Here is a 22,636-nt window from a genome sequence, read left to right on the forward strand (position 1 = left end):
CGTAGCGCCACCGGGGAACGTTGCGGCAAATCAGGATTAATCGACGTACTTCATCGCAACGCGAGAAGTCAGGCGCGTGATAAGTTCGTAAGCACTTACTTTTGTAATTTCTGCAATCCGTTCAACGGGTAAACCTTCCCCCCACAGCACCACCGGATCGCCGGACTTATCCTGCGCCTCGGGGCCGAGGTCCACGCAGATCATATCCATTGCCACGCGGCCGACAATCGGCACTTCCCGACCGTTAATCAGCACCGGCGTACCGGACGGCGCGGCGCGCGGATAGCCATCGCCGTAGCCCATCGCCACTACGCCCAGCCGGGTATGGCGTTCGCTAATCCAGGTCCCGCCGTAGCCCACCGGCTCACCCGCTTTATGCTCGCGAACGGCAATCAGGCTCGAGGTCAGCGACATCACCGGCCTGCAGCCGAAATCGGCCCCGGTGGATTGATGCTCCAACGGCGACACGCCGTAGAGAATAATGCCCGGCCGCACCCAGTCAAAATGCGACTGCGGCCACAGCAAAATCCCGCCGGAGGCGGCGATAGAGCGCAGGCCAGGCTTGCCATCGGTAAAGGTGGTGAAGATATCCAGCTGCCGCTCGGTGGCGCCGCACTCCGGCTCATCCGCCCGGGCAAAGTGGCTGACGACGTTCACCGGCTGGCGGACGTTTTTACAGCGGCTCAGGCGCTGGTAGAAAGCCTCCGCCTCTTCCGGCAGCACGCCCAGCCGATGCATGCCGGTATCGAGCTTCATCCAGACGCTGACCGGTTCGCTCAGCTCGGCGCTTTCCAGCGCGGTCAGCTGTTCGGGGCTATGCACCGCCGTTTGCAGGCGCTGGGCGGCGATAACCGGCAGATCGGTGGCCGCAAAAAAACCTTCCAGCAGCAGGATAGGCTGAGTGATGCCGCCCGCCCGCAGGCGTAAGGCTTCTTCAAGACGGGCGACGCCAAAGGCGTCGGCATCAGGGAGCGTTCGCGCGGTCTCGATAAGACCGTGTCCGTAAGCGTTCGCTTTCACGACTGCAACCAGCTTGCTGGCGGGTGCCAGTTCACGCAGACGTTGCAGGTTGTGTCGCAGAGCGCGGCGGTTAATGACTACAGTTGCCGCTTGCATTTAAATTCCTTAATAAAAGAATCGCCCGTATCCATCGCGCTGCGGGAAGGCGACAGGCCAGAGGGCCCCGGAAGCTTAATAAACTAAGTGACCGAGGCGGGCGGGCGAGTCAACGCACCTGCGACGTGAAGGACGACGGAGATTTACTCATCATCATACTGAGGGCCGGCATAGTTATCGAAGCGCGACCATTGCCCGTTAAACGTCAGACGTACCGTACCAATTGGGCCGTTACGCTGCTTACCAATAATAATTTCGGCGATGCCTTTCAGGTCGCTGTTCTCGTGATAAACCTCATCACGATAGATAAACATGATTAAGTCGGCATCCTGCTCGATAGAACCTGATTCACGCAGATCGGAGTTTACCGGGCGCTTATCCGCGCGCTGTTCCAGCGAGCGGTTCAGCTGCGACAGCGCCACCACCGGCACCTGCAGCTCTTTGGCCAGCGCCTTCAACGAGCGGGAGATTTCGGCGATTTCCAGCGTACGGTTATCGGAGAGCGACGGCACCCGCATCAGCTGCAGGTAGTCGATCATGATCAGGCCAATCCCGCCGTGTTCGCGGGCGATACGCCGGGCGCGGGAGCGCACTTCCGTCGGCGTCAGGCCGGAGGAGTCATCGATATAGATATTGCGCTTTTCCAGCAGAATGCCCATGGTGCCCGAAATCCGCGCCCAGTCCTCGTCATCGAGCTGGCCGGTACGAATACGCGTCTGATCGACGCGCGACAGCGAGGCCAGGGTACGCATCATAATCTGTTCCGATGGCATCTCAAGGCTGAAAATCAGTACCGGCTTATCCTGCAACATCGCCGCATTTTCGACGATGTTCATCGCAAATGTCGTTTTACCCATCGACGGACGCGCCGCGACGATAATCAAATCCGACGGCTGCAAACCCGCCGTCTTTTTATTCAGGTCGTCATAGCCGGTATTCACGCCGGTAACGCCGTCGTGCGGCTGCTGGAACAGCTGTTCGATACGCGCAACGGTCGCATCAAGCACTTCGGCGATATTTCTCGGACCTTCGTCTTTATTCGCGCGGCTCTCGGCGATCTTAAAGACCCGGGACTCCGCCAGATCCAGCAGATCTTCGCTGGTGCGACCCTGGGGGTCAAAGCCCGCTTCGGCAATTTCGTTCGCCACCGAGATCATTTCCCGGACAACGGCACGTTCACGCACGATATCGGCATAAGCGCTAATGTTCGCCGCGCTTGGCGTATTTTTTGAGAGTTCTGCCAGATAGGCGAAGCCGCCTACGCTGTCCAGCTGCCCCTGACGCTCCAGCGATTCCGCGAGCGTAATGAGGTCAATCGGGCTGCCGGTTTCCTGCAGGCGGGCCATTTCAATAAAGATATGACGGTGCGGACGCGTGTAAAAATCTTCTGCAACAACGCGCTCGGCGACGTCGTCCCAGCGCTCGTTGTCCAGCATTAAACCGCCCAACACCGACTGTTCCGCTTCAATCGAGTGCGGCGGGACTTTCAACCCGGCTACCTGAGGATCGCGGACTCGGGGTTCAGTCTGGGGTTTGTTGAAGGGTTTATTTCCTGCCATATTGAATGGAATTCCCGCTATAGAAATTGGCTCGAAAGGTTACCACATAGTTCAGGAGGAAGCATGGCAACACGTATTGAATTTCACAAGCACGGTGGCCCGGAAGTTCTGCAGGTGGTGGATTTTGTTGCAGGGGATCCGGCAGAACACGAGATACAGGTAGAAAACAAAGCTATTGGTATCAACTACATCGATACCTATATTCGCAGCGGCCTCTATCCGCCCCCTTCGCTTCCGAGCGGATTAGGTACCGAAGCCGCCGGCGTAGTAAGCAAGGTCGGGCGCGGCGTCACGCATATTAAAGCCGGCGATCGCGTCGTGTACGCCCAGTCGGCGCTGGGCGCCTACAGCTCGGTGCATAATGTCCCCGCCGATAAAGCCGCAATTTTACCTGCGGCCATCTCTTTCGAGCAGGCCGCGGCCTCCTTCCTTAAGGGCCTGACGGTCTATTATCTGCTGCGTAAAACCTACGAAATCAAAGCCGGCGAGACGTTCCTGTTCCACGCTGCGGCCGGTGGCGTCGGGCTGATAGCCTGCCAGTGGGCAAAAGCGCTGGGCGCCAGGCTCATCGGCACCGTCGGCAGCGCGCAAAAAGCGCAGCGCGCGAAGCAGGCCGGAGCCTGGCAGACGATCAACTATCGTGAAGAGAATATCGCCGAGCGGCTGAAAGAGATTACCGAGGGGAAAAAAGTTCACGTGGTCTATGATTCCGTGGGCAAAGACACCTGGGAAGCTTCGCTCGACTGTCTGCAGCGCCGAGGATTGATGGTCAGCTTCGGCAACTCCTCCGGACCGGTTACCGGCGTTAATCTGGGGATCCTCAATCAGAAAGGCTCGCTGTACGTTACCCGCCCTTCTCTGCAGGGCTATATCACCAGCCGCGAAGAGCTGGTGGAAGCCAGTAACGAACTCTTTTCGCTGATCGCCAGCGGCGTGATAAACGTCGACGTAGCGGAGAGCCAAAAATATCCGCTGGCCGACGCGCGACGCGCGCACGAGGTTCTCGAGAGCCGCGCCACCGAAGGCTCAAGCCTTCTGCTGCCGTAACGAGTAAGTCGAGGCAAGGTTAACGCTGCCAACGCTTCTGTAGTTCGAAGTATGACGAGAAGCCCTCCCTAAATAATTCGGGCTACAGGAAGGCGGCAAGATAGCGAATCCCCGGGAGCTTACTCCAGTAAGTGACCGGGGTGAGTTAACGCGGCCAACGCCCCTGTAGTCTGAAGTATGACGAGAAGCCCTCCCTAAATAATTCGGGCTACAGGAAGGCGGCAAGATAGCGAATCCCCGGGAGCTTACTCCAGTAAGTGACCGGGGTGAGTTAACGTAGCCAACGCACCTGTAGTCTGAAGTATGACGAGAAGCCCTCCCTAAATAATTCGGGCTACAGGAAGGCGGCAAGATAGCGAATCCCCGGGAGCTTACTCCAGTAAGTGACCGGGGTGAGCTAACGTAGCCAACGCACCTGTAGTCTGAAGTATGACGGGAGGGGGAAAAGTTTAGGGCTTCCATACGGAAGCCCTGACTTTTTTTAGTTCGGCTGTATGTAGGGTACAGCGCGATGAATTCATTAACGCGCTAATAGTGACAGATTTAATAAGCAAAACCTACGCCGTTTTATGCAAAATTCTTCAGGTTGTGACCTACCACTCACTACCTTAATAACGCCAGCGGTTGTTGCTACGGTAGTGGGTGATTTTTGGCGTATTTATCGCCCGAATCACCCATACCACCGCAACGGCTAGCAGCAGCCACGGCAGCAGTTTAATCATCATCGCAAACAGGCCGCCAACGAACATCAGCGCCGTCGCCGCAACAATGGCAGCAATAATGCCCAGCAGCGATACGCCGGTTACCAGCAGCATGACAAAAAAACCAATGATAAATAGCAGTTCCAGCATCTTCTTCTCTCCCAAGCAATAGCCCTTTGCACTCAGACATTACAAGAAGCGTGCCAATTATAATCTATTGAATTTAAAGAAAAATGCCCTGATTTTAATTTCAGGGCGTGGCGTATTTGACTAAATTTTAGCGAAACAGCGAAACGTTAACGCTTATCGGCGACCAGCTTCAGCGCGTGTTCCAGGACGTTGATATCGGCACCGGCCTTATGCGCGTTCTCACTCAGGTAGCGACGCCACTGGCGAGCGCCGGGGATCCCCTGGAACAGGCCCAGCATATGGCGGGTCACATGGCCAAGATAGGTCCCGTTGCTCAGCTCACGCTCAATATACGGATACATGGCGCGCACCACGGCAACCGGGTCAGTATCCGCGCCATTGGCCGCAAAAATCTCCCGGTCAACGGAGGTCAGCATGCCTGGATTCTGGTACGCCTCGCGCCCCACCATCACACCGTCCATATGCTCAAGGTGCAGCTTCGCTTCTTCCAGCGACCTGATCCCGCCGTTGATCGCCATCGTCAGATGCGGAAAATCACGTTTTAGCTGATAGACGCGCGGGTAGTCCAGAGGCGGGATCTCGCGGTTCTCTTTCGGGCTCAGGCCGGAAAGCCAGGCTTTGCGGGCGTGGATGATAAACATATCGCATTCGCCTTTCCCGGATACGGTATTGATGAAATCACACAGGAACGCATAGCTATCCTGGTCATCAATGCCGATTCGGGTTTTTACCGTGACCGGAATCGAGACCACGTCGCGCATCGCTTTAATGCAGTCGGCAACCAGCGGCGCATTGCCCATCAGGCAGGCGCCAAACATCCCGTTCTGCACGCGGTCAGACGGGCAGCCGACGTTGAGGTTGATCTCATCATAGCCGCGCGCTTCCGCCAGCTTCGCACACTGCGCCAGCGCGGCCGGATCGCTACCGCCAAGCTGTAGCGCAACGGGATGCTCTTCTTCGCTGTAGGCCAGATAGTCGCCTTTACCGTGAATAATCGCCCCGGTGGTCACCATTTCGGTGTACAACAGCGTATGGCGCGACAGCTGGCGCAGGAAGTAGCGGCAGTGCCTGTCGGTCCAGTCGAGCATCGGGGCGATGGAAAAACGGTGGGCAGCAAAGGCGGTAGACGTTGATTCTGGCATCATGGCGAATAAATAGGCATCCGGGTAAAAAGGGGCGCTACTATAGCACAAAGATAAACCACAGGCGCATAGCGCCAATGGCCGTATCCTGCACTGGAAAAAAACGCTATTTCCTACGCGGCTTACCGTCGTGAGGACCGAAGAACTGCGGCGGATGGTCGACCCAGCGATCCTGACGCGTCGCGGCATAGCTGGGGTTAAGCGGATAGTAGATCCGGTTAAATTTTTTATTCGCTTCGCCAACCACCAGCAGGCATGCCTCCTCCTCGGTGTTATTCAGGAAGGTGTGGCATACCCCGGTGCCGGCGGGAAAACCGACGCAATCCCCCGGCTCCAGCTTCCACAGATAGCCGTTTATCCACACTTCCGGATACCCCTCCAGCACGTAGATGAACTCTTCTTCATCGCTTTCCGCATGCGGATAAGAGGTACGACGCCCTGGCGGCAGGCGCTCATGATGGATCCCCAGCCGGTTTAGCCTTAAACCACGGGCCAGCGGTGCGCCGATGGAAAAGAGCTCGCTGCTGTCGGGATAGGTGGCATCATCCGGCCCCTCCATCTCGCGCCAATGTCGAATGCAATCAGGTCGTTTCATCGTTTTCTCCCGAAAATGAGATGCATCAGGTATAGCACAAACCGTGGGTTCTCGGCGTTTTGCCTGGATCGTGATAAAGTAACAACTTCATCGTTACGCAACCAGAGGATGCTCATGGATAAGTCCACTTCGCAAGACATGTTAGCGCATGCTGAAAAGCTCTGCGCGCAGCGGGGCGTGCGCCTGACTCCGCAGCGCCTTGAAGTGTTGCGCCTGATGAGTCTACAGCAGGGGGCGATCAGCGCCTACGATTTGCTCGATCTCCTGCGCGGTAAAGAGCCGCAGGCTAAGCCTCCGACGGTCTACCGGGCGCTGGAGTTTCTGCTTGAGCAGGGCTTCGTGCACAAGGTGGAATCAACCAACAGCTACGTGCTGTGTCACCTGTTCGATCAGCCAACCCATAGTTCAGCGATGTTTATCTGCGATCGCTGCGGGGTGGTTAAAGAAGAGTGCGCGGAAGGCGTAGAGGACATCATGCATACGCTGGCGGCCAAAATGGGCTTCGCCCTGCGCCATAACGTGATCGAAGCGCACGGCCTGTGCGCGGGCTGCGTCGAGGTAGAAGCCTGCAACACGCCGGGGCACTGCCACCATGACCACACCATCCAGACTAAAAAGAAAGCCCGCTGAGGCGTTGGCCGCAGCGGGAATCAGGGATTTTTAGTACATCCTTGTACCGTTCAGGCAGGCAATAACAAAGGGTTAACGCTCTACATCTCGTCGCTACCAGCGATGGTCATTTTTGGTTTCCCAGTCAGACACTTCTTTTTCTGCCTGATCTTTAGCGTAGCCGTAACGCTCCTGGATTTTACCGACCAGCTGGTCGCGCTTACCCTCGATGACGGTCATATCATCGTCGGTAAGCTTGCCCCATTGCTCTTTCGCTTTACCTTTTAACTGTTTCCAGTTACCGCCGATTTCGTCTTTATTCATGATTCAGTCCTCATCGTTCGGTGAGTTAACAGCCCGCTGTGTGCCGGACATATGATTAACTATAGATGAGAATTCTGGGTTAATTTTATTATTCGGAATCTTTAACCATTTTCACACCAAAAGACGTTATGAAAACCAGGTGCCGCGCCGCCAGTGCCGTCGCCAGATCAGCGCCAGCGACAGACCTCGCAGCGCCAGGAATACCGTCAGCGCCAGCCACAGGCCGTGGTTACCGAGCACCGGCAGCGTCAGCAGGGTTACGGCAAAGCCCACGGCGGCCACCGCCATGCTGTTGCGCATTTCGCTGCCGCGCGTCGCGCCGATAAACATGCCGTCCAGCAGATAACACCAGACGCCGACCACCGGCAAAATCATCTGCCACAGCAGATAGCGGTCGGCGAGCTGCTGGAGCGAGGGTATAGAGGTCAGCAGAGCGATAATCTGCTCTCCCGCCACGCTGTAGATCAGCGCAAAAGCCAGCGCGACCATGCCAGACTGCCGACAGGCCGCACGCCACACCTCCAGCAGCTTGCTGCCATCGCGCGCGCCGTAGGCCTGCCCGGAGTGGGCCTCCACGGCATAGGCAAAGCCGTCCAACGCATAGGCGGTGAAGGTTAGCATGGTCATCAAAATGGCGTTCACCGCCACGATATCGCCCCCCAGACGCGCGCCGAAAACGGTCACCGCGCCAAAGCAGAGCTGCAGCAGCAGCGAACGCAGCATGATGTCGCGGTTGAGGGCCAGCAGCCGCCGGAGATCGCCGCGCCAGGCGCCCTTCAGCATAGAGAATGACACGCCCCGCAGCGTCAGCACGCGTTTCGCCATCAGCAGGCCAATGATAAAGGTGGCATATTCGGCGGTCACCGTCGCCAGCGCCGCGCCCTGCACGTTCATGTGCAGCCCCATCACCAGCCACAGATCGAGGACAATATTCAGCAGGTTGCCGACAATCAGCAGGATCACCGGCGCACGGGCATACTGGACGCCCAGCAGCCAGCCCAGCAGCACCAGGTTAGCTAACGATGCCGGGGCGCTCAGCCAGCGGATCTCCAGGAAACGCCGGGCCTGTTCCAGCACCGCTTCGCTGCCGCCGACGATATGCAGCGCCAGGTTAATGAGCGGCATACGAAACAGAACGATCAGCAGACCGGCGGCCAGCGCCAGCCCAAGCGGCTGCACCAGCGCTCGCGCCAGGCGCACGGGGTCCTTTGCGCCAAACGCCTGCGCAGTCAGGCCGGTGGTACTCATTCGCAGAAAGAGCAGCAGCATGAACAGGAAGCTGGTAGCCGTAGCCCCGACCGCCACGCCGCCCAGGTAAACCGGGCTATCAAGATGGCCGATAACCGCAGTATCCACCAGGCCCAGCAGCGGGACGGTGATATTGGAGAAAATCATCGGTAGCGCCAGGCGCCACAGGGCCTTATCAGCGGCATTAAAAAGCATGAGGGAAAGCCTGAGCGAGGAGAGACAGCGCAGCATCATGCATCAGACGATGCTGCGTTAAGAGAAGGCGCTTACAGCCACTCGCCGTTGCGGATGACGCCGACGGCCAGACCTTCAATGGTAAAGTTTTGCTCGCGTAGGTTCACCACGATTGGTGAAAACTCGCTATTTTCCGGCAGCAGTTCGACGACGTTACCCTGCCTTTTAAGGCGTTTAACCGTCACTTCTTCATCGATACGTGCGACCACAACCTGCCCGTTACGCACATCCTGAGTTTTGTGTACCGCCAGCAGATCGCCGTCCAGAATACCAATGTCTTTCATCGACATTCCGCTGACGCGCAGCAGGAAGTCGGCGCTCGGCTTGAACATTGCCGGATCGACCTGGAAGTGGCCTTCGATGTGCTGCTGCGCCAGCAGCGGCTCACCGGCAGCCACGCGGCCAATCAGCGGCAGGCCGGGCTCTTCTTCAGTCAGCAGACGAATACCGCGGGAGGCACCGGAAATGATCTCGATTGCGCCTTTACGCGCCAGCGCTTTCAGGTGTTCTTCCGCCGCGTTTGGGGAACGGAACCCCAAGCGCTGAGCAATTTCCGCACGCGTCGGCGGCATGCCAGTCTGGCTGATATGATCTCTGATGAGATCAAACACCTCTTGCTGCCTGGTCGTTAACGCTTTCATTCCGCCCCCTGGGTGTATATACAGTTATGCTGTGAGTATATACAGCTAACGGTGATTTTGGAATCAAATTTCACACAAAAATCAGGAGATTCTTTTCGTTTGCCGCGCGCTGCGGCCAGCTAACGCAGGGGGATTGCGGCGGAGCGTTTCTGCTCCACACGACGCAAAACAGGCCGCGTGGAGGGAGGTTGATCGGCCTCCAGCCCGCGGACGCCAAACCAAATAGTCTGATGCTACAGACCCTTAGCGATAGTGCGCCCACAGCAGCGTAACCCAGACGATCAGCGCAATGACGATCGCCAGAAATACCGCCGCAGAGCCCATATCCTTCGCGCGTCCGGAAAGCTCATGGTGGTCGGAGCCAATCCGGTCCACCACCGCCTCAATCGCGCTATTAAGAATTTCGACTATCATCACTATCAGGACCGAGCCTATCAGCAGCACGCGCGTAATGGCGTCAACATCCAACCAGCAGGCGATCGCAATGGCAATAACGGTGGCAATACCTTCCTGACGAAAGGCGGCCTCATTTATCCATGCCGCACGAAAACCTTTCCAGGAATACCCTGCCGCTTTAATGATTCGGGTTAACCCGGTGGTATTATTGGCCATCAAAAGAACCTTTTTATGTAAATGACGTCAATGAGTGTACGCGTTTGCCGCGTGGCAACGGAAATTTTGCGCACTTTCTGTTATTCTTGCCGCGCATTTGCATGATTAACCAGAGGCTTCACATCGTTTATGTCCGGCTGGCAACGAATTTACTATAAATTACTGAATTTACCATTACGGCTGCTGGTAAAAAGCAAGTCTATTCCCGCAGAGCCTGCTCAGGAATTAGGGCTGGATACCTCGCGTCCGATTATGTACGTTCTGCCCTATAACTCGAAGGCAGACCTGCTGACGCTGCGCGCGCAGTGCCTGGAGCACGATTTACCCGATCCGCTCGAACCGTTAGAAATCGACGGCACCCTGCTGCCGCGCTACGTCTTTATCCACGGCGGCCCGCGCGTATTTACCTACTACACGCCGAAAGAAGAATCCATCAAGCTGTTCCACGACTACCTGGATCTGCACCGCAACCACCCTGACCTCGACGTGCAAATGGTGCCGGTTTCAGTGATGTTTGGTCGTGCGCCAGGGCGCGAAAAGGGCGAGCTCAATCCGCCGCTGCGCATGCTTAATGGTATTCAGAAATTCTTCGCCGTTCTGTGGCTGGGCCGCGACAGCTTCGTGCGCTTCTCGCCGCCGGTGTCGCTACGCCGAATGGCGTCCGAGCACGGAACCGATAAAACCATTGCCCAGAAGCTGGCCCGCGTGGCGCGTATGCACTTCGCCCGTCAGCGCCTGGCCGCCGTCGGCCCGCGTCTGCCGGCGCGTCAGGATCTGTTCAACAAGCTGCTGGCGTCAAAAGCCATCGCCCGCGCGGTGGAAGACGAAGCCCGCAGCAAGAAAATCTCCCACGAGAAGGCGCAGCAAAACGCTATCGCGCTGATGGAAGAGATCGCCGCAAACTTCTCCTACGAGATGATTCGCCTGACCGACCGCGTGCTGGGCTTTACCTGGAACCGCCTGTATCAGGGAATTAACGTTCATAACGCCGAGCGCGTGCGGCAGCTGGCGCACGAAGGGCACGAGATCGTCTACGTTCCGTGCCATCGCAGCCATATGGACTACCTGCTGCTCTCCTACGTGCTCTACCACCAGGGCCTGGTGCCGCCGCATATCGCCGCCGGCATCAACCTCAACTTCTGGCCGGCAGGGCCGATTTTCCGTCGCGGCGGCGCGTTCTTTATTCGCCGTACGTTTAAGGGCAACAAGCTCTACTCGACGGTGTTCCGCGAATATCTTGGCGAACTGTTCAGCCGCGGTTACTCGGTAGAGTACTTCGTGGAGGGCGGGCGCTCTCGTACCGGGCGCCTGCTGGACCCGAAAACCGGCACTCTGTCGATGACTATCCAGGCGATGCTGCGCGGCGGCACCCGACCAATTACGCTGGTTCCGATCTACATCGGCTACGAGCACGTGATGGAAGTCGGGACCTATGCCAAAGAGCTGCGCGGCGCGACGAAAGAGAAAGAGAGCCTGCCGCAGATGCTGCGCGGCCTGAGCAAGCTGCGTAACCTCGGCCAGGGGTACGTTAACTTCGGCGAACCGCTGCCGCTGATGACCTGGCTCAACCAGCACGTTCCGGAGTGGCGCGAGTCTATCGATCCTATCGAAGCCATTCGCCCGTCGTGGCTAACGCCGACGGTAAACAGCATCGCCTCCGATCTGATGGTCCGCATCAACAACGCCGGCGCGGCGAACGCCATGAACCTGTGCTGTACCGCTCTGCTGGCATCGCGCCAGCGTTCGCTGACCCGCGAGCAGCTGACCCAGCAGCTGGAGTGCTATCTCGATCTGCTGCGTAACGTGCCTTACTCTCCGGATGCGACCACGCCGCCGGCTTCCGCCAGCGAGCTGATTGACCACGCGCTGAAGATGAATAAGTTCGAGGTCGAAAAAGACACCATCGGCGACATCATCATTCTGCCGCGCGAGCAGGCGGTGCTGATGACCTACTATCGCAACAACATCGCCCATATGCTGATGATGCCTTCGCTGCTGGCGGCGATTGTCACCCAGCATCGACGGATCACCCGCACGGAAGTGCTGCGTCACGTCGAGATGTTCTATCCGCTGCTGAAGGCCGAGCTGTTCCTGCGCTGGGAAAAAGAAGAGCTGGCGAGCGTTATCGATGCGCTGACCGCTGAGATGCAGCGCCAGGGCCTGCTGGCGCTGAGCGAGGACGAGATAAGCATCAACCCGTCGCACTCCCGCCTGCTGCAGCTGCTGGCCGCCGGGGCGCGCGAAACGCTCCAGCGCTATGCCATCACCTTCTGGCTGCTGAGCGCTAATCCCTCGATTAACCGCAGTTCGCTGGAGAAAGAGAGCCGTACGATGGCCCAGCGCCTGTCGGTTCTGCACGGCATCAACGCGCCGGAGTTCTTCGATAAGGCGGTATTCAGCACTCTGGTACTGACGCTGCGTGACGAAGGCTATATTAGCGATACCGGCGATGCCGAGCCGGAAGAGACGCTGAAGGTTTACCAGATGCTGGCGAACCTGATTACATCGGACGTGCGTCTGACGATTGAAAGCGCCGCGCAGGATGAAGCGTAGCGCCTGAGACTTGCCCCGGCTTGCGCTACGTAAGCCGGGGAGTCAGGACCCTGCCAGGGAAAACTACGCCATATAGCCCATCGCCAGGCCGAGGAACAGCACCAGCCCAACGTAGTTATTGTTTAAAAACGCTTTGAAGCAGTCGTCGCGTTCACGACGGAAAATCAGCTTCTGCTGCCAGAAAAACAGCCCCGCCGCGATAAACAGCGACCAGTAATATTCCCAGCTCAGGCCGTTCAGCCACCCTACCGCCGCCATCAGGACCAGCACCGCGATCTGCAGCATACCGATAATCACGCGATCGTTTTCGCCAAACAAAATCGCCGTTGATTTGATGCCAATTTTAAGGTCATCGTCCCGGTCAACCATTGCATACTGGGTATCGTAAGCCACCGCCCACAGAATGTTGGCGAGGAACATCAGCCAGCAGCTCAGCGGCAGCGATTCGCTCACCGCGGAGAAGGCCATCGGAATCGACCAGCCAAACGCCGCCCCCAGCACCACCTGCGGCAGATGGGTGTAGCGCTTCATGAATGGATAGACCCACGCCAGAGCCAGCGCCGCCACCGACAGCAGAATGGTCATGGTGTTGAGGGTCAGCACCAGCAGGAACGAGAGCAGCACCAGCACGACAAACAGCACCCGGGCCTCTTTCTCCGTCACCTCCCCGCTCGGCAGCGGACGACGCGCGGTGCGCTTGACGTGGCCGTCAAATTTGCGGTCGGCATAATCGTTGACCACGCAGCCGGCGGCGCGCATCAGCCACACTCCGGCGACAAAAACGGCCAGAATCCACAGCGGCGGAACACCCGGCGTCGCCACCCATAGCGCCCACAGCGTCGGCCACAGCAGCAGCAGCGCGCCGATCGGTTTGTCAGTACGCATCAGGCGATGAAACGCCAACAGCTTATTCTGCGTCAGACTCCACTCCATTTTCTCTTCCTCTTAATACAGCGGCGATGCAGGCAGAAACAGTTCTGTCAGCAGCAGCGGTTTACCGCTCAGCCGGAGGCGGGAACGACGCCCCCAAAGCTCTGCATAACGCCCAATTTCAATAAAGTCACGGGTTAACGTCGACGAGGTGAACAAATAGCGGCCCAGCGGCGTCTGCCCAAGCTGCTGCAGCGCCAGTTCGGGACCGCTCAGCGTCGATTCCGGCACGATAGTTCGCCCGGCCAGCCAGGGTTCATCATCGGCGCAGAGAATGATTTCCCGCAGCCAGTAGCGCTCTTCATCTGGCAGCAACGCTTCTTCACCGACCAGCGCTTCGCGTCCGACAAAATCTTCGTTGACCAGCATAACGCTAACCTTTTTCCCTTGTTGCTCAAAGCGTTTGGTCATTGAGTCTTCCAGCAACAGCCAGTCGCGCAGCGAGGGTTCCAGCGGGGGCATAGCGGCAAAATAGCGCAGCGCACGTAGTTGCGTAAGCGCAGGATGTGACATGCCTGATTCTCCGATACATAACGTAAAGGCATTGTATCGCAGAATAGGCCGATCGGGGCGGGCAAACATCAAGATACGATCTTCCGCGCAACAGCCATGCAACAGAAGCCGCGCGCGAGAAAAAAAGGTGCGTCCAGGCGGACGCACCTAAAGGCTGTGCCTAAACATCAGCATTGTGGGGAGACGATCACCCCTTGCCTTTTACACTGCTGATAAAGGTGGAACGGGCAGATTTCGAGCCAAGGCGTTCAGCTTCGTTCATCAATTTGAGGGCTTTGTCGATATCTCCTTTAGCAACCGCCTGCTTAATGCCGTTGTTAAAGTAGGTTTCCGTATCATCCAGCATCGGCTCACTCTTCGCCGCCGGCGCGGCGACCGGAGCAACGGCCGGGGCGGCGGCTGGCGCGCTGTATACCGGAGCGGCCGTATTGCCGACGGTGACCGGACCCGGGCCGGAGGAGCCAAACAGCGGGCCAACCAGCACGCTGGAGCCAGACGATGTTTTCACTTTCAGACCCAGCGTACCTTCGGTGGTATGTTTGGCAATCGGGTCCGGAATATCCGGGACCGCGTTACCCGTACCTTTGGCGTAGGCCTTCGCCGGATCGATTAATTTGGTGGTCTGCTGCAGATCCTGCGGCGTGGTAAAGACCAGGACGTAAATCTTTTGCTGGCCCAGCGCCGGCGTCAGACGCATCACCCCTTCGAGGCGATCCGAGCTCATCACGCCCGGCTCCAGGTAGGTGAAGTAGCTGCTTGGGAAGTACGCAGATGGCGTCATATTCTGGTCAAGAATCAGCACGTTCGGCGCAAAAACGCTGGTCTGCTTGTTGACTTCGCTGGTCAGCGTAATGGTCAGCTCACCGATATTCGCCGGGACGCTGTAGGCGGCGACCGGCCCGGTGATACCGGAGATATTCAGCGACTGTCCTGCCGTCGCTAAGTTGGTGACCTGGGACTTCGATTGATCGACCGGCGTCCAGGTTAACTGCTGTAACGCGGAGGCGGGGATCGTCGGTGCGGCAGCGGTGTTCTGCGGCACAAAATTCACATCAGCAAAACTGACTGCGGGTACGCTGGCCAGCAGGCCGGCGGACAGGCAGAGGGCAACGAGACTTTTATTCATTTTCATTGTTATCACCTCAATTCCGATGGCCGAGCGGTAGCCAGGCAATAGCTCGCTGGGCCTAAGATATAGAGGGGCTTACGCCCCTCTTTTGCTCATAACAGGTCAGGTTGGATTACCACCAGATTTCCATCTGGGCGCCGAAGGTCCACTCGTCGTTATCGCCACGGCTGAAGGTCTTCGCGGAGGTGTCGTTATACGCCACGCCGGAGGTGTAGCCAGCACCGGAATCGCCGTTCGCGTAGCCCCATTTCTCATCCCACTTGGCGTAGGTTGCGAATACGCGGATTGCCGGACGGGACCAGATGCTGTCGCCAGCCTGCCACTGCTGTGCCAGGGTGATTTTGTACTGGTTGTTGTTGTCGCCGGTTTTCTGCGACTCGACGTTGTCGTAGCCAACTTCCAGCAGGGTGCTCATGATCGGCGTCCATTTGTACATCGGACGCACGCCGACGGTCCACCATTTGGTGCCGTTGTTGTTGTCCAGGTTGATATCCTGGTACATACCGACGTACATCAGATCCCAGCTATCGCCCAGCGAGATCGCGCCGTGGTCAAGCACGCGCCACAGGGAGCCGTCGTTGTTGATGCTGCCGCCCTGCGGAATGCCTTTACCGTTGGAGGTCATCGCGTCGGTGGCGTACTGCAGAACGAACTTGTTGTAGCCTTTCAGCATGCTCTGGGTGTGTTCAGCGGTCAGCATCCAGCCGTCTTTAGACGCGTCCGGCTGCAGGTAGTAGTTATCCGGAACGTTGGTGTGACCGTAGTCAACGCCGAGCTCCAGGGTACCACCTGGGTTGATTTCCATCTGCGCTAAACGCACGTCGAAGACGTCGTTCGGCACGATGTTGTCATAAATACGGTTGCCCAGCGCATCGCGGTCAGCGAAGGTGGCAGAACCGCCGGACTCAGAAGAACGGGTTGCCGCCATAGACAGCTTACCGAAGCCCAGATCGATGTTTTCGATACCAGCACCAGGACCTGAAATATCCCAGTAGTAGAAGTCGATCATGTGAACGTCATGACGCTGGTAGAAACGCTTACCGGCCCAGATGGTGGAACCTGGCAGCCAGTCGATCAGGTTTTTACCCTGCACGTTGGCTTCACGGAATGCCGGGCTGGTTGATTCCCAGTCATTCTGCTGCGATACGGAGTACGCGACGTTAGTATCGAAGTAGAAGCTCTTATCACCTTCTTTCCATACTTCCTGGCCCAGTTTTAATTCCGCATAGGTTTCACATTCGTTACCAAGACGGTATTTACTTTGAGCACCGGTTGCCTGGAAGCACTGCTGTTCACCGCCGCTGCCGGTCCAGCCGATACCGGAACGAGCATAGCCGTGGAAATCGACGGCCATCGCCTGAGCAGACATAACGCCTGCTGCGACGGCGACCGCCAGTGGAAGTTTGCGCAGAGTAATCATCATTCTATCTCCTGAGATCATTGCTTTTCTTTGAACACTTCGCCCGTTGTTCTGCCTGCTGCTGCAGCGCTAAGGGGTTCGCGTTTTTTTTTAATGGGAAGCCTTACACGCCCGGCTCTTTATGCAACCGACGACACGCCGTGCCATCCTCACGGAATAAATGGCAACGTTCCGGTGGCAAACCGATAGCGAATGTGGCTCCCTCTTTTACCAACACCACGTCGTTCTGGCGGTAGACCAGGTTCTGACGGATGGCTGGGATCTGGATATGAATTTGCGTTTCGTGGCCAAGCTGCTCAACCACCTGCACTTCCCCTTCAAGGGTCACGTCGGCGATATCGCTGGGCAGCAGATGTTCCGGGCGGATGCCTAAGGACATATTTGCCCCAACCTGAACGCGGGCGCTGTCCACCGGCAGCCAAATTTGCTGGCGGTTTGGCAGCTCCACCTGAACCTGCTCAATGGCGGTTGCGGTGACTTTCACCGGCAGGAAGTTCATCTTCGGCGAGCCAATAAAGCCCGCAACGAAGCGATCGGCCGGGTAGTGATACAGCTCAAGCGGTCTCCCTACCTGCGCTACGCGACCGGCATCCAGCACCACAATCTTGTCGGCCAAAGTCATCGCCTCAACCTGATCGTGGGTCACGTAAATCATCGTGCGTCCCAGCCGCTTGTGCAGACGGGAGATTTCGATACGCATCTGCACGCGCAGCGCGGCATCGAGGTTTGAAAGCGGTTCATCCAGCAGGAATACGCGAGGCTCCGCCACCAGGGTACGACCGATTGCCACGCGCTGACGCTGGCCGCCGGATAGCGCCTTCGGCTTACGCTCAAGCAGGTGCGCCAGCTGCAGCACTTCAGCCACCTGAGTGACGCGCTGGTTGATCACATCTTTTTTGGCGCCGGCCAGCTTCAGGCCGAAAGACATATTTTCCGCGACGGAGAGATGAGGGTAGAGAGCGTAAGACTGGAAGACCATGCCGATGCCGCGTTCTGCGGGGGGGATATCGTTCATCCTGGTTTCGCCGATAAACAAATCACCGCTGGTTATGGTTTCCAGCCCGGCAATCATACGCAGCAGGGTAGATTTGCCGCAGCCCGATGGCCCGACAAACACCACGAACTCCCCTTCCTGGATGTCGAGATTGATATCTTTCGATACCACCACGTCGCCCCAGGCTTTCGTTATATTTCGCAGCTGTACGCTCGCCATGCCCATCTCCCTTCGTTACAACCTGTCACTTAAAGACACATTCAAGATGGGCTGACTATGCGGCATTCATTAACCTGGTGAATCCTCCACCCCCGGCTTTTTTATGGGGGAGGAGACGGGAGGATGAGAGATTGCCTCTCACTGCGGGGGATGGCGCGCCAAAGTCAATTTCGTGACGCAGGTTGCAAAAATAGCCTCCTTTTTATGTGCTCCACGCCCCAATACCGGCGTTTCTGCAAGCCAGATCACACAAACTACGGGTGGGGCGTAGACATAGGGAGGATGGAAAGGGGTTGTTAAAAAAGGAAACTCATCACCGTTAAGCCACCTAAGTGTATCCACGAGCACATCACCAAAAAGGACTGGTATATGAAAATCAAAACCGGCGCCCGCATCCTCGCGCTGTCAGCACTGACCACGATGATGTTTTCCGCCTCTGCCCTCGCCAAAATTGAAGAAGGTAAGCTGGTAATCTGGATTAACGGCGACAAGGGCTATAACGGCCTCGCTGAAGTGGGCAAAAAGTTTGAAAAAGACACCGGGATTAAAGTCTCCATCGAGCACCCGGATAAGCTGGAAGAGAAATTCCCGCAGGTTGCGGCAACCGGCGATGGCCCGGATATTATCTTCTGGGCACACGACCGCTTCGGCGGCTACGCGCAGTCCGGCCTGCTGGCCGAGATCGCTCCGGACAAAGCTTTCCAGGACAAACTCTATCCGTTCACCTGGGACGCGGTACGCTATAACGGCAAGCTGATCGCTTACCCAATCGCGGTTGAAGCGCTGTCGCTGATTTACAACAAAGACCTGGTCCCGAATCCGCCGAAAACCTGGGAAGAGATCCCGGCGCTGGATAAAACGCTGAAGGCGAAAGGTAAGAGCGCGCTGATGTTCAACCTGCAGGAACCGTACTTCACCTGGCCGCTGATCGCCGCCGACGGTGGCTATGCGTTCAAGCTTGAAAACGGCAAATATGATGTGAAAGATGTCGGCGTGGACAGCGCTGGCGCGAAAGCGGGTCTGACCTTCCTGGTCGATCTGATCAAGAACAAACACATGAATGCTGATACCGATTACTCTATCGCTGAAGCGGCGTTCAACAAGGGCGATACCGCGATGACCATCAACGGTCCGTGGGCGTGGGCGAACATCGATAAGAGCAAAATCAACTACGGCGTGACTCTGCTGCCAACCTTCAAAGGCAAGGCGTCTAAACCGTTCGTCGGCGTACTGAGCGCCGGTATCAACGCCGCCAGCCCGAACAAAGAGCTGGCGAAAGAGTTCCTCGAAAACTACCTGCTGACCGATCAGGGTCTGGATGAAGTGAACAAGGATAAACCGCTGGGCGCCGTTGCGCTGAAATCCTTCCAGGAGAAACTGGAAAAAGATCCGCGTATCGCCGCCACTATGGCGAACGCCCAGAAAGGCGAAATCATGCCGAACGTTCCGCAGATGTCCGCCTTCTGGTATGCCGTACGCACCGCGGTTATCAACGCAGCTAGCGGTCGTCAGACCGTCGACGCCGCGCTGAAAGACGCACAGGCTCGTATCACTAAGTAACCCTGCTAGTCCCCTCCCCCTTCTCGGGAGCGGGTCAGGAACCCGGACGGCGAACAGCCGCCCGATCCGGGCCCTCTCTCCTGAGGGGAGAGGGAGAACAAAATACGTTGTAGAGGATGATCCCCATGGATGTCGTTAAAAAGAAACACTGGTGGCAAAGCCCGCAGCTGACATGGTCTGTGATTGGCTTGCTGTGCCTGCTGGTGGGTTACCTTGTTGTTTTGATGTACGCCCAGGGGGAGTACCTGTTTGCCATCCTGACGCTGATTTTAAGCTCGGCTGGCCTGTATATCTTTTCTAACCGCAAGGCCTATGCCTGGCGCTATGTCTATCCGGGTCTCGCCGGGATGGGGCTGTTCGTCCTGTTTCCGCTGATCTGCACCATCGCTATCGCTTTCACCAACTACAGCAGCACCAACCAGCTGACCTTTGAGCGCGCTCAGGAAGTCCTGCTGGATCGCTCCTTCCAGGCCGGCAAATCCTACAACTTCTCGCTGTACCCGGCGGGAGATGAGTGGAAGCTGGCGCTGACCGATGGCGACAGCGGCAAAAATTATGTTTCCGACGCGTTTAAGCTCGGCGGCGTGCAGAAGCTGGCCCTGAAAGAAGCCGATGCTCAGCCGGAAGGCGAGCGTGCTAACCTGCGCGTGATTACCCAGAACCGTACCGCGCTGAACCAGCTGACCGCCGTGCTGCCTGACGACAGCAAGGTCATTATGAGTTCACTGCGTCAGTTCTCCGGCACCCAGCCGCTGTATACGCTGGCGGCCGACGGCGAGCTGACCAACAACCAGAGCGGCGTCAAATACCGGCCGAATAATAAAGTCGGCTTCTATCAGTCAATCAATGCCGACGGCAGCTGGAGCGGCGAGAAGCTCAGCCCGGGCTACACCGTGAGCATTGGCTGGGATAACTTCACCCGCGTCTTTACCGATGAAGGTATCCAGAAACCGTTCTTCGCCATCTTCGTCTGGACGGTAGTCTTCTCAATACTGACCGTTATTCTGACCGTCGCGGTCGGCATGATCCTCGCCTGCCTCGTGCAGTGGGAGTCCCTGAAAGGAAAAGCGATTTATCGCGTACTGCTGATTCTGCCTTACGCGGTACCGTCGTTTATCTCGATTCTGATTTTCAAAGGGCTGTTCAACCAGAGCTTCGGTGAGATCAACATGATGCTCAGCGCGCTGTTCGGCATTAAGCCGGCCTGGTTTAGCGACCCGACGACCGCGCGTTCGATGATTGTTATCGTCAACACCTGGCTGGGCTACCCGTACATGATGATCCTGTGCATGGGCCTGCTGAAAGCCATTCCTGACGACCTGTATGAAGCGTCGGCAATGGACGGCGCCGGTCCGTTCCAGAACTTCTTTAAAATTACGCTGCCGCTGCTGATCAAGCCGCTTACGCCGCTGATGATCGCCAGCTTCGCCTTTAACTTTAACAACTTCGTCCTGATTCAGCTGTTAACCAACGGCGGCCCGGATCGCCTCGGCACCACCACGCCGGCCGGCTATACCGACCTGCTGGTGAGCTACACCTACCGCATCGCCTTCGAAGGCGGCGGCGGTCAGGACTTCGGCCTCGCGGCGGCTATCGCTACGCTAATCTTCCTGCTGGTAGGCGTGCTGGCGATTGTTAACCTGAAAGCCACACGAATGAAATTCGACTAACTGGAATGGCCAGGCGTCATTGACGCAGCCAGTTTAGGCCCGGCCAGCGCGCAAGAACCGGAGCGTACACGTAGTACGTGAGGATGATGAGCACTGCCCGGGTTCAAAATGGCAAGTGAGATAGCCTGGAGCGGTATCAAGGGGAATAAAAATATTATGGCTATGGTACAACCAAAATCTCAGAAGCTGCGTCTCTTCACCACGCACCTCCTGTTGCTCATTTTTATCGCGGCGATTATGTTCCCGCTGCTGATGGTTATCGCCATCTCCCTGCGCGAAGGTAACTTCGCCACCGGCAGCCTGATCCCGGATCAGATCTCCTGGGAACACTGGCGTCTGGCACTCGGCTTTAGCGTTGAGCATGCGGATGGCCGCGTGACGCCGCCGCCGTTCCCGGTACTGCTGTGGCTGTGGAACTCGGTGAAGGTTGCCGGGATCACCGCCATCGGTATCGTGGCGCTCTCCACCACCTGCGCCTACGCCTTCGCCCGAATGCGCTTCCCGGGCAAGGCCACCCTGTTGAAAGGGATGCTGATTTTCCAGATGTTCCCGGCGGTGCTGTCGCTGGTTGCTCTGTACGCCCTGTTTGACCGCCTCGGCCAGTATCTGCCGTTTGTCGGCCTGAATACCCACGGCGGCGTCATCTTCGCCTATATGGGCGGCATCGCGCTGCACGTCTGGACCATTAAAGGCTACTTCGAAACCATCGACGGTTCGCTGGAAGAAGCGGCCGCGCTGGACGGCGCGACGCCGTGGCAGGCCTTCCGTCTGGTTCTGCTGCCGCTGTCGGTGCCGATTCTGGCGGTGGTCTTTATTCTGTCGTTTATCGCCGCGATTACCGAAGTCCCGGTTGCGTCCCTGCTGCTGCGTGATGTGAACAGCTATACCCTGGCGGTTGGAATGCAGCAGTACCTCAACCCGCAGAACTACCTGTGGGGCGACTTTGCCGCGGCGGCGGTGCTCTCTGCTATCCCGATTACCGTGGTCTTCCTGCTGGCGCAGCGCTGGCTGGTGAACGGCCTGACGGCAGGCGGGGTGAAAGGTTAAGTTTCATCGTTATACCCGCCCCAAATTTCAGAGGAGGGACGGTGACTTAGTTGCTGTACACGAACCCCAACCGGGTACGGCAACTACCGCCCTCAGCTGAAAAAGTAAGGTAAATGCCACTGCTATCCTCAACTGGACCCTACATAAATTAAATTTGTGACTGTTGGTCAGCGGCCCTTAGAGGCCGCTTTTTTTTATTCGCGTTTCAGGCGATTGGAGTTACACAGCCACAGCGTAATCACCAGCAGAAGGATCGCCGCGGAATAGATCAGCACCGCCATCGGCGACTCGTGATCAACGATAATCAGGCGCACAATCGCGGTAATACCGATGTAGACGAAATAGCGCAGCGGGAAATGAAAGCCGGACTCAAAGTACTTCACAATCAGCGCGATAAACTCGAAATAGAGAAAATAGACCACCAGCCCTTCCACCAGCTTGTACTTGCTGACCGGCTCCGGAGTAAACAGCACGTGCGCCAGATGGAAGGTCTCCTTGCCGAGAAAGACCACCAGAATTACGCCCAGGCACAGCAGCGCCAGATTCAGAACGGCCTGCATGGCCGTCGCAACAAAATTAACCAGCGGACGATAGACCGACGGCATACTCACACCTCTTATATT

The 22,636-nt window shown here is 57.3% G+C and carries 21 protein-coding genes; 6 read left to right on the forward strand and 15 right to left on the reverse strand.

The window, feature by feature from the left end:
* Nucleotides 1-36 precede the first annotated feature (36 nt).
* Nucleotides 37-1,116 carry an alanine racemase gene (gene alr, locus NWP14_RS23395; RefSeq protein WP_375216089.1) on the reverse strand — a complete coding sequence of 360 codons (1,080 nt, stop codon included), beginning with the start codon at nt 1,114-1,116 and terminating at the stop codon, nt 37-39.
* Between the two features lie 143 nt (nt 1,117-1,259).
* Complete coding sequence (gene dnaB, locus NWP14_RS23400; protein ID WP_045853454.1) at nt 1,260-2,675, reverse strand: replicative DNA helicase; 1,416 nt, start codon at nt 2,673-2,675, stop codon at nt 1,260-1,262.
* 63 nt (nt 2,676-2,738) lie between these two features.
* Here dnaB and NWP14_RS23405 point away from each other — a divergent pair, with 63 nt between their 5' ends.
* Nucleotides 2,739-3,722, forward strand: coding sequence for a quinone oxidoreductase (locus NWP14_RS23405; RefSeq protein ID WP_331833790.1), 984 nt, complete (start codon nt 2,739-2,741; stop codon nt 3,720-3,722).
* Nucleotides 3,723-4,330: 608 nt separating this feature from the next.
* Here NWP14_RS23405 and pspG read toward each other — a convergent pair.
* The 3 genes from pspG to NWP14_RS23420 all read right to left on the reverse strand — a co-directional run bounded on the left by pspG (nt 4,331) and on the right by NWP14_RS23420 (nt 6,310).
* Nucleotides 4,331-4,573 carry an envelope stress response protein PspG gene (gene pspG, locus NWP14_RS23410; RefSeq protein WP_331833791.1) on the reverse strand — a complete coding sequence of 81 codons (243 nt, stop codon included), beginning with the start codon at nt 4,571-4,573 and terminating at the stop codon, nt 4,331-4,333.
* A gap of 146 nt (nt 4,574-4,719) precedes the next feature.
* On the reverse strand, nt 4,720-5,718 hold the full coding sequence (gene dusA / locus NWP14_RS23415) for a tRNA dihydrouridine(20/20a) synthase DusA (RefSeq protein WP_095104989.1): 999 nt from the start codon (nt 5,716-5,718) through the stop codon (nt 4,720-4,722).
* A 103-nt stretch (nt 5,719-5,821) separates the two neighbouring features.
* Nucleotides 5,822-6,310 carry a cupin domain-containing protein gene (locus tag NWP14_RS23420; protein WP_095104892.1) on the reverse strand — a complete coding sequence of 163 codons (489 nt, stop codon included), beginning with the start codon at nt 6,308-6,310 and terminating at the stop codon, nt 5,822-5,824.
* Nucleotides 6,311-6,424: 114 nt separating this feature from the next.
* On the opposite strand from NWP14_RS23420, the gene zur reads away from it, so the two are divergent.
* On the forward strand, nt 6,425-6,940 hold the full coding sequence (gene zur, locus NWP14_RS23425) for a zinc uptake transcriptional repressor Zur (protein ID WP_095104890.1): 516 nt from the start codon (nt 6,425-6,427) through the stop codon (nt 6,938-6,940).
* 93 nt (nt 6,941-7,033) lie between these two features.
* Here the strand turns inward: zur and NWP14_RS23430 are convergent, their stop codons facing one another.
* From NWP14_RS23430 to NWP14_RS23445, 4 genes are all read right to left on the reverse strand, one after another.
* On the reverse strand, nt 7,034-7,243 hold the full coding sequence (locus NWP14_RS23430; RefSeq protein WP_095104884.1) for a CsbD family protein: 210 nt from the start codon (nt 7,241-7,243) through the stop codon (nt 7,034-7,036).
* A 126-nt stretch (nt 7,244-7,369) separates the two neighbouring features.
* Entirely contained in the window at nt 7,370-8,686 is a 1,317-nt protein-coding gene (gene dinF, locus NWP14_RS23435) for an MATE family efflux transporter DinF (protein ID WP_346430586.1), read from the reverse strand.
* 71 nt (nt 8,687-8,757) lie between these two features.
* Nucleotides 8,758-9,366 carry a transcriptional repressor LexA gene (gene lexA / locus NWP14_RS23440; protein ID WP_095104880.1) on the reverse strand — a complete coding sequence of 203 codons (609 nt, stop codon included), beginning with the start codon at nt 9,364-9,366 and terminating at the stop codon, nt 8,758-8,760.
* A 243-nt stretch (nt 9,367-9,609) separates the two neighbouring features.
* The gene (locus tag NWP14_RS23445; protein ID WP_095104878.1) at nt 9,610-9,978 is read right to left on the reverse strand and encodes a diacylglycerol kinase; all 369 of its coding nucleotides are present in this window, start codon (nt 9,976-9,978) and stop codon (nt 9,610-9,612) included.
* 129 nt (nt 9,979-10,107) lie between these two features.
* On the opposite strand from NWP14_RS23445, the gene plsB reads away from it, so the two are divergent.
* The gene (plsB, locus tag NWP14_RS23450; RefSeq protein ID WP_095104876.1) at nt 10,108-12,531 is read left to right on the forward strand and encodes a glycerol-3-phosphate 1-O-acyltransferase PlsB; all 2,424 of its coding nucleotides are present in this window, start codon (nt 10,108-10,110) and stop codon (nt 12,529-12,531) included.
* A gap of 63 nt (nt 12,532-12,594) precedes the next feature.
* Here the strand turns inward: plsB and ubiA are convergent, their stop codons facing one another.
* The 5 genes from ubiA to malK form a co-directional block, all read right to left on the reverse strand.
* Nucleotides 12,595-13,464 carry a 4-hydroxybenzoate octaprenyltransferase gene (gene ubiA / locus NWP14_RS23455; protein ID WP_095104874.1) on the reverse strand — a complete coding sequence of 290 codons (870 nt, stop codon included), beginning with the start codon at nt 13,462-13,464 and terminating at the stop codon, nt 12,595-12,597.
* A 12-nt stretch (nt 13,465-13,476) separates the two neighbouring features.
* On the reverse strand, nt 13,477-13,974 hold the full coding sequence (gene ubiC / locus NWP14_RS23460; RefSeq protein ID WP_095104872.1) for a chorismate lyase: 498 nt from the start codon (nt 13,972-13,974) through the stop codon (nt 13,477-13,479).
* Between the two features lie 187 nt (nt 13,975-14,161).
* Entirely contained in the window at nt 14,162-15,106 is a 945-nt protein-coding gene (gene malM / locus NWP14_RS23465; RefSeq protein WP_095104870.1) for a maltose operon protein MalM, read from the reverse strand.
* Between the two features lie 109 nt (nt 15,107-15,215).
* Nucleotides 15,216-16,526 carry a maltoporin gene (locus tag NWP14_RS23470; RefSeq protein WP_095104868.1) on the reverse strand — a complete coding sequence of 437 codons (1,311 nt, stop codon included), beginning with the start codon at nt 16,524-16,526 and terminating at the stop codon, nt 15,216-15,218.
* 100 nt (nt 16,527-16,626) lie between these two features.
* Nucleotides 16,627-17,736 (reverse strand): maltose/maltodextrin ABC transporter ATP-binding protein MalK, encoded by a 1,110-nt coding sequence (gene malK, locus NWP14_RS23475; RefSeq protein WP_095104866.1) that lies wholly within the window; start codon nt 17,734-17,736, stop codon nt 16,627-16,629.
* A 369-nt stretch (nt 17,737-18,105) separates the two neighbouring features.
* Here malK and malE point away from each other — a divergent pair, with 369 nt between their 5' ends.
* The 3 genes from malE to malG all read left to right on the forward strand — a co-directional run bounded on the left by malE (nt 18,106) and on the right by malG (nt 22,013).
* Nucleotides 18,106-19,296 (forward strand): maltose/maltodextrin ABC transporter substrate-binding protein MalE, encoded by a 1,191-nt coding sequence (gene malE / locus NWP14_RS23480; protein WP_095104864.1) that lies wholly within the window; start codon nt 18,106-18,108, stop codon nt 19,294-19,296.
* 125 nt (nt 19,297-19,421) lie between these two features.
* Nucleotides 19,422-20,966 (forward strand): maltose ABC transporter permease MalF, encoded by a 1,545-nt coding sequence (gene malF, locus NWP14_RS23485; RefSeq protein WP_095104862.1) that lies wholly within the window; start codon nt 19,422-19,424, stop codon nt 20,964-20,966.
* Nucleotides 20,967-21,122: 156 nt separating this feature from the next.
* Nucleotides 21,123-22,013 (forward strand): maltose ABC transporter permease MalG, encoded by an 891-nt coding sequence (malG, locus tag NWP14_RS23490; protein ID WP_041143584.1) that lies wholly within the window; start codon nt 21,123-21,125, stop codon nt 22,011-22,013.
* Between the two features lie 194 nt (nt 22,014-22,207).
* On the opposite strand, the gene psiE is transcribed toward malG, so the two are convergent.
* Nucleotides 22,208-22,618: a phosphate-starvation-inducible protein PsiE gene (gene psiE, locus NWP14_RS23495; protein WP_095104860.1), complete on the reverse strand. Its 411-nt coding sequence runs from the start codon at nt 22,616-22,618 to the stop codon at nt 22,208-22,210.
* Nucleotides 22,619-22,636 lie beyond the last annotated feature (18 nt).

The sequence above is a fragment of the Klebsiella sp. C349492 genome, from assembly GCF_042055345.1.
GTDB classification, from domain to species: Bacteria; Pseudomonadota; Gammaproteobacteria; order Enterobacterales; family Enterobacteriaceae; genus Klebsiella; species Klebsiella scottii.